The sequence below is a fragment of the Bacillus sp. L_1B0_5 genome (assembly GCF_000836715.1).
GTDB classification, from domain to species: domain Bacteria; phylum Bacillota; class Bacilli; order Bacillales; family Bacillaceae_G; genus Bacillus_A; species Bacillus_A thuringiensis_S.
In genome coordinates this window covers 1-14,525 of record NZ_JXIS01000135.1, presented here as the reverse complement: position 1 = coordinate 14,525, position 14,525 = coordinate 1, and the positions used below count along the sequence as shown (strand labels likewise).

The following is a 14,525-nucleotide window of genomic DNA, read 5'->3' as shown; positions in this document are numbered from 1 at the left end:
TTGAAAAACAAAATCATTGTTTTCCTATCAGTTTTATCATTTATCATTGGTGGTTTCTTCTTTAACACGAATACTTCAAGCGCTGAAACATCATCTACTGATTACGTTCCTAACCAATTAATCGTTAAGTTCAAGCAAAATGCATCTTTAAGTAATGTGCAATCTTTTCATAAATCTGTCGGAGCTAATGTCTTATCTAAAGATGATAAACTAGGTTTTGAAGTCGTTCAATTTTCAAAAGGTACTGTAAAAGAAAAAATAAAGAGTTATAAAAATAATCCAGATGTAGAATATGCAGAACCGAATTATTACGTTCACGCCTTTTGGACTCCAAACGACCCATATTTTAACAATCAATACGGATTACAAAAAATTCAAGCTCCACAAGCTTGGGATAGCCAACGAAGTGATCCTGGTGTAAAAGTAGCTATTATTGATACAGGAGTTCAAGGTTCACATCCTGATTTGGCTTCAAAAGTAATTTACGGGCATGATTATGTTGATAATGACAATACATCTGATGATGGTAATGGTCATGGTACACATTGCGCTGGAATTACTGGAGCACTTACGAATAACAGTGTCGGAATTGCTGGTGTTGCCCCACAAACTTCAATTTATGCTGTCCGCGTATTAGATAATCAAGGAAGTGGTACTCTTGATGCTGTAGCGCAAGGTATTCGAGAAGCTGCTGATTCAGGTGCAAAAGTAATTAGTTTAAGTTTAGGAGCTCCAAATGGTGGTACTGCATTACAACAAGCCGTTCAATATGCATGGAATAAAGGCTCTGTTATAGTTGCAGCTGCTGGAAATGCTGGAAATACAAAAGCTAATTACCCTGCTTATTACAGCGAAGTGATTGCAGTTGCTTCTACAGATCAAGCAGATAAGAAATCTTCATTTTCTACTTATGGTAGCTGGGTAGATGTTGCAGCACCAGGTTCAAATATATATTCCACATATAAAGGAAGCACGTATCAATCATTAAGTGGTACATCTATGGCAACACCTCATGTTGCAGGAGTCGCTGCCCTTTTAGCAAATCAAGGATATAGCAATACACAAATCCGCCAAATTATTGAGTCAACTTCTGATAAAATTAGTGGTACAGGTACGTACTGGAAAAATGGTAGAGTCAATGCACTTAAGGCTGTACAATACGCTAAGCAATTACAAGAAAATAAAGCTTCTTAAGAAAACTTTAATCAGTCGATCTACCATGAATGTGGAATAAAATAGAAGGAGAGACTTCTATAATTAAAGCCTCTCCTTCTTACAAACTATATTACTCTCCCTGCTTTTTAACCATATGTAAATACAGTACAAAATCCATCATTGTCGACGAATGACCAAGTTGACGGATCATCGCTGTTATATTTCCTCTATGATATGTACCATGATTTACGACATGTTGTACTAACTCTAAAATTGAAGTTTCTAATGCCTCTGCATATGGGTTCTCAATAACAAATACAGCATTCACGTCTTGTATTGTAATTAAAAAGTCTTTATATTGATTTGCCATGTTTTCAAACATTTTTTCTAATTCATGTAACGATTTAGTTTCAATTTGTTTTCGTAAATTTTCTCGGTCTTGTATTGCTTCATTCATACTTTTACCATGCAATATGTGTAACCACACTTGATCTGTAATATAAATATGCACAAAAGTATCCTTAATGGATGGGAATACACTCTGTATCTGCTCATTAAAAATTGTCTCATAGTTTGGTAACTCTTTTAATCGATTGAATAATCTAGTATTAGCCCAAGCATGGTAATCAAACTGTTTTAATATATAATCTTTCAATTTATATTACCTCCCTATTGTATGAAACGAATAATTTGTTTCTTCGTTTCCGATTCTCTATCAACCTTTGCAATCCCTTTTTCTTTCGTTTCATGTTTATTTATCGTTTTATATTTTACATACGTATGAAATTCCGTTTGAAATGGAAATGGTGTAATCCGAATTGTTTCCTCGTCCACCCATTCAGCTTGAATAAGTTTCTCATCCTTACTATTAAACATTTCTGTTCCTTCAAAACCATCTTTAAATAAATCAATTTCATCTTTCTTTTTTACACCAGGCTTATTCATACATACGTATAAAGAAAGTTCATCACAAAACTTTAATAATCTATAATGTTTATCAAACATCGCAAACTGTTCCTTTGTTAACGTTTTCAAAATTCTTTTTTGTCGTTCTAATTCATGTTTATAAAATGACATCATCTCTTCATCTTCCTCGTTTAGTGGAAATGATAAAAAATGTTTACTGCAAAGCAATGCCCCGTATGGATTAGAATTTTCAATTTCATTCAAGCCAATCGTATAAAAAACAAAACGTAATGGGCTTGGACAATCCATAAATGTATATGGAATATTTTTAGCATCATTTAAAATTGGTACTTTATCTAGCTCTATCCATCCTCTGTCATGCTCATATATTGCATCAACTGTTTCTTTTAAATATGTTTTACCTTCAAAGAAGTCTTCTTTTATATGCTTTGCAATCTCTCCAGCTAAAAAACCATGATCATGTTGACGAATTAATATACTTTCCTTCTCATTTTTTTCACGAAAAATCATTCGTATACTCCCCCTCATCCTCATACTAAAGCTTTTTATATGCATCGATTCTTAATTAATCCCCAAATAATAGAAGGGATTCAGTCTCTTGCAACGAAATTAACATAATTATATAGTATTATTTCTAATCATAGTGATAGCTTTATCTTTACTATCTATTATACTAAAACATTCATTCCAAAAATTTTTTTATGAGGTGAAAACATGAACAAAACAGAATTAATTAAAAACGTAGCACAATCAGCTGATATTTCTCAAAAGGACGCTTCTGCAGCTGTACAATCCGTATTTGACACAATTGCTAATGCATTACAATCTGGCGATAAAGTTCAATTAATCGGATTTGGAACTTTTGAAGTGCGCGAAAGATCTGCTCGTACAGGACGTAATCCGCAAACTGGCGAAGAAATTCAAATCGCAGCTGGTAAAGTTCCTGCATTTAAAGCAGGTAAAGAATTAAAAGAAGCTGTTAAATAAACAAGAAACCAGCCATTTTATAGGCTGGTTTCTTGTTTTTATTTAAGCAATTGCTCTATATTCTCTGCATGATACACTTCACAAATATAAAATACACATTTGCAGTTACTTACAATTTGATACTTTCTAGTTGGATACACATTCGCTGTAACAGAACATCCATCAAACAATTCGATAATATTTCCAGATGGCTGATATCCTTCATATAATACGTTTCTTCTTACTTCCATCTTTTCTATAAGCTTTTCAACAGGAATATTTCCACTCTCTAATTCACTCTTTATTGCGTCTGGTAAAAACGAAGTGTCTGCAAAAATTAGATTTTCAGATAACACCTTGCCTTTATAACTAACATTAGATACACGGTAAAGAAATGTTCCATCTTTATCAAAGAAATTCTTTGCTTCTTTCGGAATGTACTGTCTACCAAGTGCCTCTTGTTCAAGAACATCAAACTGAACTGTATCATTTAAAAGCTTTTCTAAAGCATGAATGGATGATGTATCTCCAGAAAATAAAATATTTTTAATTGCTTGTATGTTATAAGTGAATTCATTCTTTCTATTTTCCGCCACTAACATGAGGAACACCTCTTCTATAATTTTTTTATTTAAGATTTAAAAGTGCTACCGCGTCTAATTGCGTAATTTCAGTCACTTCCTTACTGAATACTGCAACAGAAGCCATATAATCTAAACTAGGTCTTACATCTTCCATCATTGTATTATCTGCCAACTCTTGCTTATCCTTAAAAACTAACAATTTTGGAGGATTATTTGGAGCTGATACTGTAATATGTACTGGTGGAATCAATAGTCCTTCGCCTGTCGCTTTCAGCACCGCTTCTTTTCGAGTCCAATATGTTAAAAAACCTTCTATTTTCTGTTCATTTGGTAGTTTCATAACTTGCGCTATTTCAATGTCTGTTAATACACCTTCTGCCATTTTCACAACATCTACATTTGGATTCATTTGTTCTACATCTATGCCAACAGGTGCAGATTTTGTAAATGCAACGACAACCCACTCACCTGAATGCGAAACAGATAATTGCGGCATACCTTCTGGTAATTGTGGTCTACCATGTTGCAATTTACATACGGAGCACATTCGATCAATTGGTACTTGGACTGGTGACATAGAAAGTATCTTGCCGAGAACTAATCTACTAATTACGCAACCTATTATAAAACGAGCTCGATCTGCCGAATGATGATACGAATTTGCTTTCTCTCGCTCTATATCATTTAGTAAATTGTAATGCCATGATTGTAAATCTGAAATTCTTGCCCACCATATTTGACAATCATTCTCATTCAAAGTTGGAACAGAATCTGCAACTTTACTTTCTATCATGTAAACTCTCCTTTATTCAACGAATATCAATTTTCATAAAAAAGCATACGTATATTGTTATTCATTGACGAGTGCTTTCTCTTTTTTTGATACAGATAATGTTTTTTCTTTCTTATTTGACATTACCTCTTTATCGGAAATACGTAAAGAAAATAGTAGTGCTATGAGCAAAAATATTGCTGATCCAATTAATGCTGCTTGATATGGTAAAAAATCGGATTGAACGTTATTACTTCCAAAACCAGCTAGTATACTAGCTAAAACAGCTACTCCTATCGCTGAACCTAATCGATTTTGCACATTGAATATAGTAGTCGCTCTCCCCATGGAAGGCGGCGTGATATTGTTAAAGGCAGAAAATTGAACCGCACCGACAGATTGACCTAAGAAAATACCGATACCAAACAATAATGCCCGAATTTGCCACGGATTCGTATCGTGATTTACAAAACTTAATAAAACAAAGATAATCGCCGTACAAATTAATCCTATAGAAATTACCTTTCGAGCTCCTAATTTCTTATATGACCATGGCACAATTTGTGAAGAAATCATTAATCCAATCGCCTCTGGAAATGTCGTAAGTCCTGATTCTAGCGCGGAAACTCCTATCACATTTTGATACATAAGTGGAAAAACAAATAACATTCCTAGTAAACCAGCTGATGAAAATAATGATATAAGGCTCATCTTTCTAAAGACTGGTTCTTTTAATAAGCGTAAATCTAACATTGGTTGCTTTACTTTCAGTTCTACGATTATAAACAATGTAATGAATACAACCCCAGCTATCCCAGTACTCATAATTTCTGGAGAAATCCACCCTTTTGATGGTCCCTGGCTGAGTGCATATATGAGCATCGCAAATCCTGGTGCTGATAAAATAAAGCCGAGAGAATCAAAGCGACCAGCTGATTTTTCAACATGCTCTGCTAAAAATAGAAGTCCAAAGAGCAATGCAACGATTCCAAACGGTAGATTAATATAAAATGCCCAACGCCAAGACATTTGATCTACAAAGAAACCACCGATGATAGGACCAATTGCTGGTGCTACAGCAATTGGAAGTACAATGAACCGAGAAATCTTCGGTCTTTCCTCTGGTGAAAATGTTCGAAATAACATCGCCATTCCGACCGGTGTTAAAAGCCCTCCACCAGCACCTTGAATAATACGGAAAATATTCAATGAAGTAATATCGTTAGCCATTCCGCATAAAGCAGAGGCAATTGTAAATACGAAAAGAGCAATTAAAAATACTCTTTTCGTACCAAATCGATCTCCTAACCAACCAGAAATCGGAAGGAAAACAGCTAAACTAACTAAATACCCAACATTAACCGTCCCCATTGCAGATGGAGGTACTTGCAGTTCTTTACTTATCGTTTGTAGTGCTACATTTACAATCGTTGCATCCATCGCAGCCATAAACATCGCAGTTATATAAACGATACTTACGACTACTTTTGGATTTAGTTTTGCTTTCATTATTGTTTTCCTGCTAATGTTTTTTCACGAACTTGATTACTTTTTGGATTCAAATCTTTCCAGTTATATTCAACATATTCTAAGCAACTCTGCCTACTAGCTTCTTCATATACGACACTCCAGCCAATAGGTACATCGAGAAAAGCAGGCCAGAGAGAATACTGGCCCTCCTCATTTATTAATACTTTATATGTGTAATTATCATTTTCAAATGGATTCGTCATACTCTACTTACCCCTTTCTTATTCTGCAAATATTTCGCTAATACTTGTCCAATTTCCGTAAGTGGACCTGGCTGACATAAATCTTTATGTCTACAGTCAATATCATGCTGCACAATTTGCCCATCTAAATAATTTAGCCACGTATTTGGAGAAATAGGATCAAACCAGTCTGGTATAACAGTAGATCTAAAGAATAAGATGTCTCCGTTATAAACTTTCGGTACATATTTCCCTAACAACCCTACTGAATTTACATATGTTTCTTTCAAGTTCAATATAGTCTCTTCTTCAAGACTTGCTAATGCACTTCCATCTTTACGAAGGATTTCAACTGCACTTTCCATTGTAAGTGGTTTACCATCCATGTTATCTGGGTCATATCCTCCTAAAGCGAGTAATGCGATTAACGCTTCCTCTTCAGTAGGCGCTTCCGTATTCGGTAAGAAGTGTCCAGGATAAGAATCAAGCATAACGAGTAATTCTACTTCTTCCCCTTCATTTTGTAGTTGCGCCGCCATTGCATGCACAACATTTCCTCCAAGCGACCAACCTAATAAACGATATGGTCCATGAGGCTGTACTTCACGAACGTGTTTCAAGTAATCCGCCGCCATCTCCTCTAAACTTTTTGGAAGTTCTTCATTTTTAGCGATACCACGTGCTTGTACACCATAGATTGGATAATCTGTTCCTAAAGATTTCATAAGTCCTGCATAGCACCAACTTAATCCACCTGCTGGATGTACACAAAATAGTGGTAATTGATCCCCGCTTGCTCGTAATGGAAGCAACACATCAAGTGCACTTTGACCATTCCCCATCTCAAGTCTTTCAGCTAACCCTGCAACAGTCGGTGCTGCAAATAAAGTACCAATGTTTAGTTCCACTCCAAGCGCCTCTTTAATTCGGCTCATAAGCTGCACTGCAAGGAGTGAATGGCCACCAAGATCAAAGAATCCGTCATCAATTCCAATTTGAGGTACACTTAGCACTTCTGTAAACAAGTCACATAACATTTCTTCTTGCGGTGTTCTTGGACCACGACTAGAAGATGATGCAATAAATTCTGGAGCTGGCAATGCCTTTCTATCTAACTTACCGTTTGGAGTTAAAGGTAACTCATTTACTACTACAAAAGCGTATGGAACCATATAATCTGGTAAACTACCACTAGCAAACTGACGCATTTCATTCGTATCAATCGCTTCATTATTTGATGCAACGATATAAGAAACTAACCGTTTATCCCCTGGCTGATCTTCCCGTACAATAACGGCTACTTGCTCAACTTTAGGGTGCTTCATTATGACTGCTTCTATTTCTCCTAATTCAATTCGGAATCCACGAATTTTTATTTGATGATCTGCACGTCCTATATAATCTAGCGTCCCATCTTTACGCCAGCGAGCTAAGTCTCCTGTACGATACATTCTTGTACCTGGCTTTCCAAATGGATCTGCGATAAAGCGTTCAGCCGTTAATCCTGCTCTTCCTAAATATCCACGCGCAAGCCCTGCACCTGCAACATACATTTCTCCAACTACTCCAGGTGGCACTGGTTGTAAATAGTTGTCTAACACATACACTTTAAGGTCAGGTATACTGCACCCAATTAAACTATTTGCTCGTAAAGAGACGATAGTTTCATCTAATTCAATATAACTAACATGTACTGTCGTCTCCGTAATACCGTACATATTAATAAGCTTTGGTGCGTTATGAGGATGTCGACTATACCAATCTTCTAAGCGACTTAGCTCAAGTGCTTCTCCTCCAAAAACAACATATCGTAAAGATAATTTTTGGCCAATCTCTTCATTTTCACGATCTGCTTGCATCAATTGATAGAACGCTGATGGAGTTTGGTTTAAAACCGTAACCTTTTCTTTAACAAGAAGCTGTAAAAATTCTTTCGGTGAGCGACTTACAGTATGTGGCACTACAACTAAACGCCCTCCGTATAATAAAGGTCCCCAAATTTCCCAAACCGAGAAATCAAAAGCGTATGAATGGAACATCGTCCAAACATCGTTTCCGTCAAACTGGAACCAATGATCAGTTGCTCCTAAAAGTCTTACTACATTTTGATGAGGTATCATAACGCCTTTCGGTCTACCCGTTGAGCCTGACGTATAAATAACGTAAGCAATATGTGATGGAGATAATGGCTTAATTCGTTCCACTTCATCAATATTGTCATCACTATATTTCTCAACTTCTGCTATTACTTTCACATCATCAACTAAAACTTTTAGTGCCTCATCACATTCAATTTCCACTTCTGAATTCGTTAAAACACATGATGGTTTCGCATCGTGTAGCATAAATGAAATGCGGTCTGCTGGGTAATCTGGATCTAACGGAAGGTATCCAGCACCAGCTTTAAGAACAGCTAATAAGCTTACAACCATGTTTAATGATCTTGGCATCGCTAAAGCAACGAGTTGATCAGGACCAATCCCTTTTGCTATTAGGAATCGAGCTATTTTATTTGCTTTTCTATTTAACTCTTCATAAGTTAATTTCTTATCTTCAAAGACAACAGCTATAGAATTTGGATTTATATGAGCCTGCTTTTCAAACAATTGTGGCAATGTCATCTCTGGTACAATTTGAAAACCACCATTCCACTTTTCTAACACTGTATTTTTCTCTGCTACAGTTAATATTTCTAATCTGCCAATTGATTGATCCGGATTTGTAGCTGCATCATCTAATAACAAAATGAATCGTTCTATTAGTTTTTGAACCGTTTCACGTTTATATAAATCGGTACTAAACTCTAGTAATCCATGTAAACCGTTCGGAGTACCATCAACCCCGTTACTCTCACTAATTTCAAATGTTAAATCAAATTTTGCAGAACCAACGCTTTGAATTTCAAGGCTCGCTTCTAAATCTGGTGCATGAAACGTTGCTTCTGGTGTATTTTGAAAAGCTAACATAACTTGAAACAACGGGTGGCTGTTTCGAGTACGTACTGGATTTAACACTTCAACAAGCCTTTCAAATGGAACATCTTGATTTTCATAAGCTGCAAGATTTACCTGCTTCACTCTATTTAATAATTCTTTAAAACTTGGATCTCCTGAAGTATTTGTACGTAACACTAATGTATTTACAAATAAACCAACAATATCTGAAAGTACATCATCATTTCTTCCAGCAATCGGACTTCCAATTGGTATATCAGTTCCTGCACCTAATCTTGTAAATAGTGCACTAAGCCCTGCTTGCAATACCATAAACAAACTAACTCCATTTTTACGTGCAAGCTCTACTAACCTACTATGCATACCTTCATCTATATGAAAATAAATTGTTTCCCCGCGGTAACTCGTCTCAATTGGACGCTGGAAATCTGTAGGTAACTCCATTTGGTCTGGTAAACCTTTAAGTTCTTCTTTCCAAAAATCTAATTGTGTTGAAATAAGACTCTCTGGTGTCGTTTCATCACCTAGCAATTGCTGTTGCCAAAGTGCATAATCTGCGTATTGAACGGGTAGTGTCTCCAGCTGAACTCTGTCACCTTGACATCGTGCTTTATACGCCGCTGTAAAATCTCTCGTTAACGGCTGTAATGACCAGCCATCACCTACAATATGATGCAATAGAATTAATAATACATGTTCGGTTTCACTCACTGTAAAAAGTTGCAAACGAACTGCCGGCTCAATATCGAGGTTAAAACTATATCTTACCGCCTTTGAAAGTACACTTTCTAATTCATCTTTACATGTATTAGTTATTACCATTTCTAGATTTAAGTTTTCCATATCTAAAATTTTCTGATAGGAACTACCTAATACGTTAGGGAAAATTGTTCTAAGTGTTTCATGTTTCTCAACTACATCATAAAAAGCACCTTGTAATGCTTCCCGATTCAATATTCCATTCATACGAATGACTAGCGGAATATTATAAGTAGGACTTGGACCTTCTAAACAATTTAAGAACCATAACCTGCGCTGTGCAAATGAAAGTGGAATTTCATTTGGCCTACTTGCTTTCTGAATAGCTGGTCTTGCACTTTTTGCATGGTTTAATTGTTTCGCCAGTTCGGCAACAGTTGGTGATTCAAATAGTTTCCCAATTCCTAATTCCACACTTAACGTTTCACGAATTCTTGCCATTAAACGAGATGCGAGAAGTGAATGTCCACCCATTTCAAAGAAATTATCATCAATGCTAATTCGAGAAACACCAAGTACTTCTGCAAATAAATCACATAATATTTCTTCTTTCGGATTTCTAGCAACCCTCTCATTGTTCATTCCATTAAAATCAGGAGCAGGTAATTTCTTTCTGTCAACCTTACCATTTGGCGTTAATGGTAATTCTTCTAGCACAACAAATGCCGATGGTATCATATAATTCGCTAAACTTTCTGAAACATAAGAACGAATTTCTGAAAGATTAATCGGTTCCTTTTCTTCTGCAACGATATACGCAATGATGCGTTTATCATTGGGACGATCTTCTCGTACCATTACTACCGCTTGTTGAATATTTTCATGTCGTTGTAATACCGTTTCAATTTCAGCTAATTCAATTCTGAATCCACGAATTTTAATTTGATGATCTGCGCGACTAATGTACTCTAACGCACCATCACTACGCCATTTCACAAGATCTCCTGTACGGTACATGCGCTTCCCTGATTCTCCATAAGGATTTGCAACAAACCGTTCAGCTGTTAACTCAGGTTTTCCTAAATATCCGCTTGCAAGTCCTTCCCCTGCAATATATAATTCCCCAATAACTCCAGGTGGAACTGGTTGTAACCCTGCATCCAATACATACACTTCTGTGTTGCAAATTGGCTTTCCAATAGGAGGTATACCCTTTTCACCTTCATCAATGTTCATGAAAGTAGACCAAATCGTCGTTTCAGTTGGTCCATATAAATTAGTTATTGAGCAACCTAATTCTTTTAATTTATTTGCTAAATGCGCTGGAAGAGCTTCACCACCAACTAGTATGTTTAGCCCTTGTAGCTTTTCTGGATAATCAGTTACTAACGCCTGCCAAAGCGTCGGTGTAGCCTGCATAATGGTCACTCTTTCTTCTTGTAAAAGTGTCGTTAATGCTGATGGCTCTTGTATGTCTTCTTTTTGCGCAATTGTTAAACTTGCACCACTAATAAGAGGTAAATAAATTTCTAGAGCAGAAATATCAAACGCAAACGTTGTAACTGCTAATAAATGATCATTTTCATTTAATGAAAACTTTTGTTGCATAGCCATTAAAAAGTTACTTAAACCTCTCATAGGAACAATTACACCTTTTGGGTTTCCTGTTGAGCCTGAAGTATATATTGTATAGGCTGGGTTTAAAAGTGATACATCATTCTTACATGCTATATTCATACGAGAATATGTATGTAACGCTATTTTCGTTTCTTCATCATCTAATACAATTTTTTTCATATCATTTTCTATAACTAACTTAGATGAAACAGATGAATGTGTTATGATACAAACTGGTTTTGCATCATTTACTATATAATTAACTCTTTCTGCTGGGTATTCTGGATCTATTGGTAAATACGCTGCACCAGCCTTTACGACTGCTAGCATACTAACTACCATTTCTATTGATCTAGGGAATACTAAAGCTACAAACTGATTTGGTCGTATTCCTTCTTCTACTAAATAATGTGCTAGTTCATTCGCTCGTTCATTTAGCTCTTTATACGTAAGGTTTACACCGTCACAAGTAATCGCTAGTTTATTTGGATTTTTTTGCACTTGTTTTTCAAATGATATAGGTAGACTAATTAACTCATCATCTTCCTTCGTTTCATTCCATTCCAATAAAACTTTATGATTTTCTTCAGGCAGAGTAATGTTTATTTTTCCAATCGACTCGTTTTTCTCATAATTATTTATTACTAATTCAAATAGATTCATAAATCTTTCTTTATGCAATGCTAGCTCTGCGCCATTATATACTTCGGGATTCGCATCAAAATGAATCATTAGCTCATTTTGATCAAAACGTTTATATACATTTATCGATAAATCATCTACAGGTCCTGCTGATAAGTTATGTGTAATACCACGATTTCCAGCAAAATTAAGCCCGTAATCAAAAGGCATAACATTCACTAACGGTCCAAACAACCTTTGATTTTCACCTAGTAACTTTAAGTCTCTTCTTAATTCCTCATGACGGTATTTATGATGGTGACGTACATCTCGAATTTCTTTAGAAACTTGCTGCAATAATTCCGCAAGAGTTATATTTGGAGTTACTGTAATACGAAGTGGAACTAAATTCATTACCATACTTGGTGTATGAATAGATACAGAACCTAGACGTCCCATCATCGGTAAACCTAAAACAATATCATTTTCACCTGTTAATTTATGCATATAAATACTTGTTACAGCGACAATGAATTCCGGCCAACTTGTTAACGAAATATTGATATCTTCTAGTAAAGTTTTCGTGCTAGAACTAGATAAATAAGCTGTTTCTCGTGAAAATCCATTTGATGTTCTCGGTGCTCGTTCTGCCAAACTTACAACTTCTGGGGCATCCGCAAACTTTTCTAACCAAAAAGTACGATTTTCCTGAAATTGTTTAGACTCACGATACTCAATATCTTCTTGCACGACTTTTGCAAGAGAACCAAATGGCTTTTGACTCTTGTTTGTTTCTTCTATAAGTGATGTATACTCATTCGCTACCTTTTGGCTAAGAAGTGAAAATCCATAGCCATCCATCACAATGTGATGGATGCGCTGATACCAAAAGAAACGATTATTTTCAACTTGAATAAGTGCTTCAGTAAATAATATATCTTTTTTCAAATTGACTGGTATAGATAAATCATTTTTCATCCATACTTTAGCAGCTTCTTCAGGGTTTTCTTCTTTACGAACGTCAATAAAATGCATATGAAACTGTGATTCTTCAACAACTTGCCATGGGCCAATTTCATCCTCTTCGAAGCGAACGTGAAGTGCCTCTGCTTCCATTACAACTTTACGTACAGCTAATTCAAAAATGTCTTGATGAATATTTCCATTTATTTCTACATATTCCCCAGTATTATATATCGGATTAAGCGGATCTAATTGTTGCGCAAACCACATACCAGACTGCGCAGATGATAACGAATGACGAATCTTTTGACTGTTAGGCATTCTTTACTACCCCTTTATTATGTAGTCTATTTGTTACAGCACCTGTGCTGTTTGTGAAGATAGTAAACTGTACCAACCTGTAACAGTTGGACGTTCTGCTAAATCTGCAAAAGTGATTTCTTTCCCTTCACGACGCCATTTCTCTACTAAACTCATAATTCTGACCGAATCAAGCCCTCTATTTAATAAGTCCTCATCAATATCAATACTCTCTACTGGCTCACGAAGTAGTTGTGCAACTAGTTCATGCACTTCCTGTATAGTGATTCCTTCACTCTCATCACCTTTTACACTTTGTAAATCTTTTAACAGTAGGTTTGTTGATGTCGTTACTGCACATCTATTAGATGCATACTCCAATGCTTGTTTATGATGCTCTAGTGAAAAATCAGCAACTGCATCTGCTACAAAGAACGGCTCTATACCATCCATAAATGCTTCACAAGCTGTTAAAAGACAGCCAATATGCGCATAAATACCGCAAATAATGAGTTGATCTCTTCCTTGTTCATTTAAAATTTCTAATAGATTTGTCTTTTTAAATGCACTATATCTCCATTTTGTTAGGAATATATCATCTTCATCAGGAGTAAGTTCATCAACAATTTTCTTTTTATCTGGTCCAGCAGGAATACCGTCACCCCAAAAGTCTTGTAATAAACCTCGTTGTTCTAACGTTTGCCCACCAGGTTGTGCTGTATAAACAACTGGTATACCAAGTTCCTTACATTTTTCTCTTATCATTTTAATATTTGAAATAAGTTCTACTTTTGGTGATTCTTTATCGCTATATGCATCAAGAAAATATTCTTGCATGTCATGAATTAAAAGTACCGCACGTTTCGGATCTGGTGTCCAATTCACTTTATTTTTTGGTAGTTCTGATTCAATTGGCATTTTATATACTGAAATAGATGGGATAGCCATCTAATCACTTCCTTCCGGTTTTTATTATTGTTTTACTATAATTAGTTTTTCAGCAATGACTTTACGTAGTTCTTTTTTGCTGACTTTTCCGACTCCTGTTTGCGGGAATGATTCAATAAATTCAATTCGATCTGGAATTTTATAAGCCGCGATACCACGTTCTCTTAAAAACATTTTTAATTCACTTACTGCCGGAACTTGTCCGCGAGCTATAACAAAAGCACAGGTGCGTTCACCTAAATAATCGTCAGGCATAGATACAATTGCTACGTCATGAACTGCATCGTGTGCTAATAGATGATTTTCA

At 35.8% G+C, this 14,525-nt stretch carries 10 protein-coding genes and 1 pseudogene; 2 read left to right on the top strand and 9 right to left on the bottom strand.

The window, feature by feature from the left end:
* The gene (locus RT27_RS29515; RefSeq protein WP_043938680.1) at nt 1-1,194 is read left to right on the top strand and encodes a S8 family peptidase; all 1,194 of its coding nucleotides are present in this window, start codon (nt 1-3) and stop codon (nt 1,192-1,194) included.
* A 91-nt stretch (nt 1,195-1,285) separates the two neighbouring features.
* Here RT27_RS29515 and RT27_RS29510 read toward each other — a convergent pair whose 3' ends face one another.
* Together RT27_RS29510 and RT27_RS29505 are read right to left on the bottom strand one after the other, a co-directional pair.
* Complete coding sequence (locus tag RT27_RS29510) at nt 1,286-1,810, bottom strand: DinB family protein (RefSeq protein WP_043938679.1); 525 nt, start codon at nt 1,808-1,810, stop codon at nt 1,286-1,288.
* Between the two features lie 14 nt (nt 1,811-1,824).
* The gene (locus tag RT27_RS29505) at nt 1,825-2,592 is read right to left on the bottom strand and encodes a DUF3891 family protein (protein ID WP_043938677.1); all 768 of its coding nucleotides are present in this window, start codon (nt 2,590-2,592) and stop codon (nt 1,825-1,827) included.
* 204 nt (nt 2,593-2,796) lie between these two features.
* On the opposite strand from RT27_RS29505, the gene RT27_RS29500 reads away from it, so the two are divergent.
* Nucleotides 2,797-3,069: an HU family DNA-binding protein gene (locus RT27_RS29500; protein ID WP_001043905.1), complete on the top strand. Its 273-nt coding sequence runs from the start codon at nt 2,797-2,799 to the stop codon at nt 3,067-3,069.
* A gap of 38 nt (nt 3,070-3,107) precedes the next feature.
* Here the strand turns inward: RT27_RS29500 and RT27_RS29495 are convergent, their stop codons facing one another.
* From RT27_RS29495 to entE, 7 genes and pseudogenes are all read right to left on the bottom strand, one after another.
* Nucleotides 3,108-3,650, bottom strand: a complete 543-nt coding sequence (locus RT27_RS29495; protein ID WP_043938675.1) for a hypothetical protein — start codon at nt 3,648-3,650, stop codon at nt 3,108-3,110.
* Between the two features lie 25 nt (nt 3,651-3,675).
* Nucleotides 3,676-4,425 carry a 4'-phosphopantetheinyl transferase Sfp gene (sfp, locus tag RT27_RS29490; protein WP_016081714.1) on the bottom strand — a complete coding sequence of 250 codons (750 nt, stop codon included), beginning with the start codon at nt 4,423-4,425 and terminating at the stop codon, nt 3,676-3,678.
* A gap of 57 nt (nt 4,426-4,482) precedes the next feature.
* Nucleotides 4,483-5,913 (bottom strand): MDR family MFS transporter, encoded by a 1,431-nt coding sequence (locus tag RT27_RS29485; RefSeq protein ID WP_000644934.1) that lies wholly within the window; start codon nt 5,911-5,913, stop codon nt 4,483-4,485.
* The gene (locus tag RT27_RS29480) at nt 5,913-6,137 is read right to left on the bottom strand and encodes an MbtH family protein (RefSeq protein WP_043938674.1); all 225 of its coding nucleotides are present in this window, start codon (nt 6,135-6,137) and stop codon (nt 5,913-5,915) included. The genes RT27_RS29485 and RT27_RS29480 overlap by 1 nt, the downstream gene beginning before the upstream one ends.
* A complete protein-coding gene (locus RT27_RS29475; RefSeq protein WP_043938672.1) occupies nt 6,134-13,291 on the bottom strand; it encodes a non-ribosomal peptide synthetase in 7,158 nt (2,385 codons plus the stop codon). The genes RT27_RS29480 and RT27_RS29475 overlap by 4 nt, the downstream gene beginning before the upstream one ends.
* Before the next feature lie 33 nt (nt 13,292-13,324).
* Nucleotides 13,325-14,218: an isochorismatase family protein gene (locus tag RT27_RS29470; RefSeq protein WP_029442251.1), complete on the bottom strand. Its 894-nt coding sequence runs from the start codon at nt 14,216-14,218 to the stop codon at nt 13,325-13,327.
* Nucleotides 14,219-14,242: 24 nt separating this feature from the next.
* Nucleotides 14,243-14,525: pseudogene (entE, locus tag RT27_RS29465) on the bottom strand (2,3-dihydroxybenzoate-AMP ligase); the annotation flags it as partial.

Coding starts and splice junctions, on each gene's coding strand:
- RT27_RS29500 (WP_001043905.1), top strand. CDS start 2,797: ATGAACAAAACAGAATTAATTAAAAACGTAGCACAATCAGCTGATATT.
- RT27_RS29470 (WP_029442251.1), bottom strand. CDS start 14,218: ATGGCTATCCCATCTATTTCAGTATATAAAATGCCAATTGAATCAGAA.
- sfp (WP_016081714.1), bottom strand. CDS start 4,425: ATGATAGAAAGTAAAGTTGCAGATTCTGTTCCAACTTTGAATGAGAAT.
- RT27_RS29505 (WP_043938677.1), bottom strand. CDS start 2,592: ATGATTTTTCGTGAAAAAAATGAGAAGGAAAGTATATTAATTCGTCAA.
- RT27_RS29480 (WP_043938674.1), bottom strand. CDS start 6,137: ATGACGAATCCATTTGAAAATGATAATTACACATATAAAGTATTAATA.
- RT27_RS29475 (WP_043938672.1), bottom strand. CDS start 13,291: ATGCCTAACAGTCAAAAGATTCGTCATTCGTTATCATCTGCGCAGTCT.
- RT27_RS29485 (WP_000644934.1), bottom strand. CDS start 5,913: ATGAAAGCAAAACTAAATCCAAAAGTAGTCGTAAGTATCGTTTATATA.
- RT27_RS29495 (WP_043938675.1), bottom strand. CDS start 3,650: ATGTTAGTGGCGGAAAATAGAAAGAATGAATTCACTTATAACATACAA.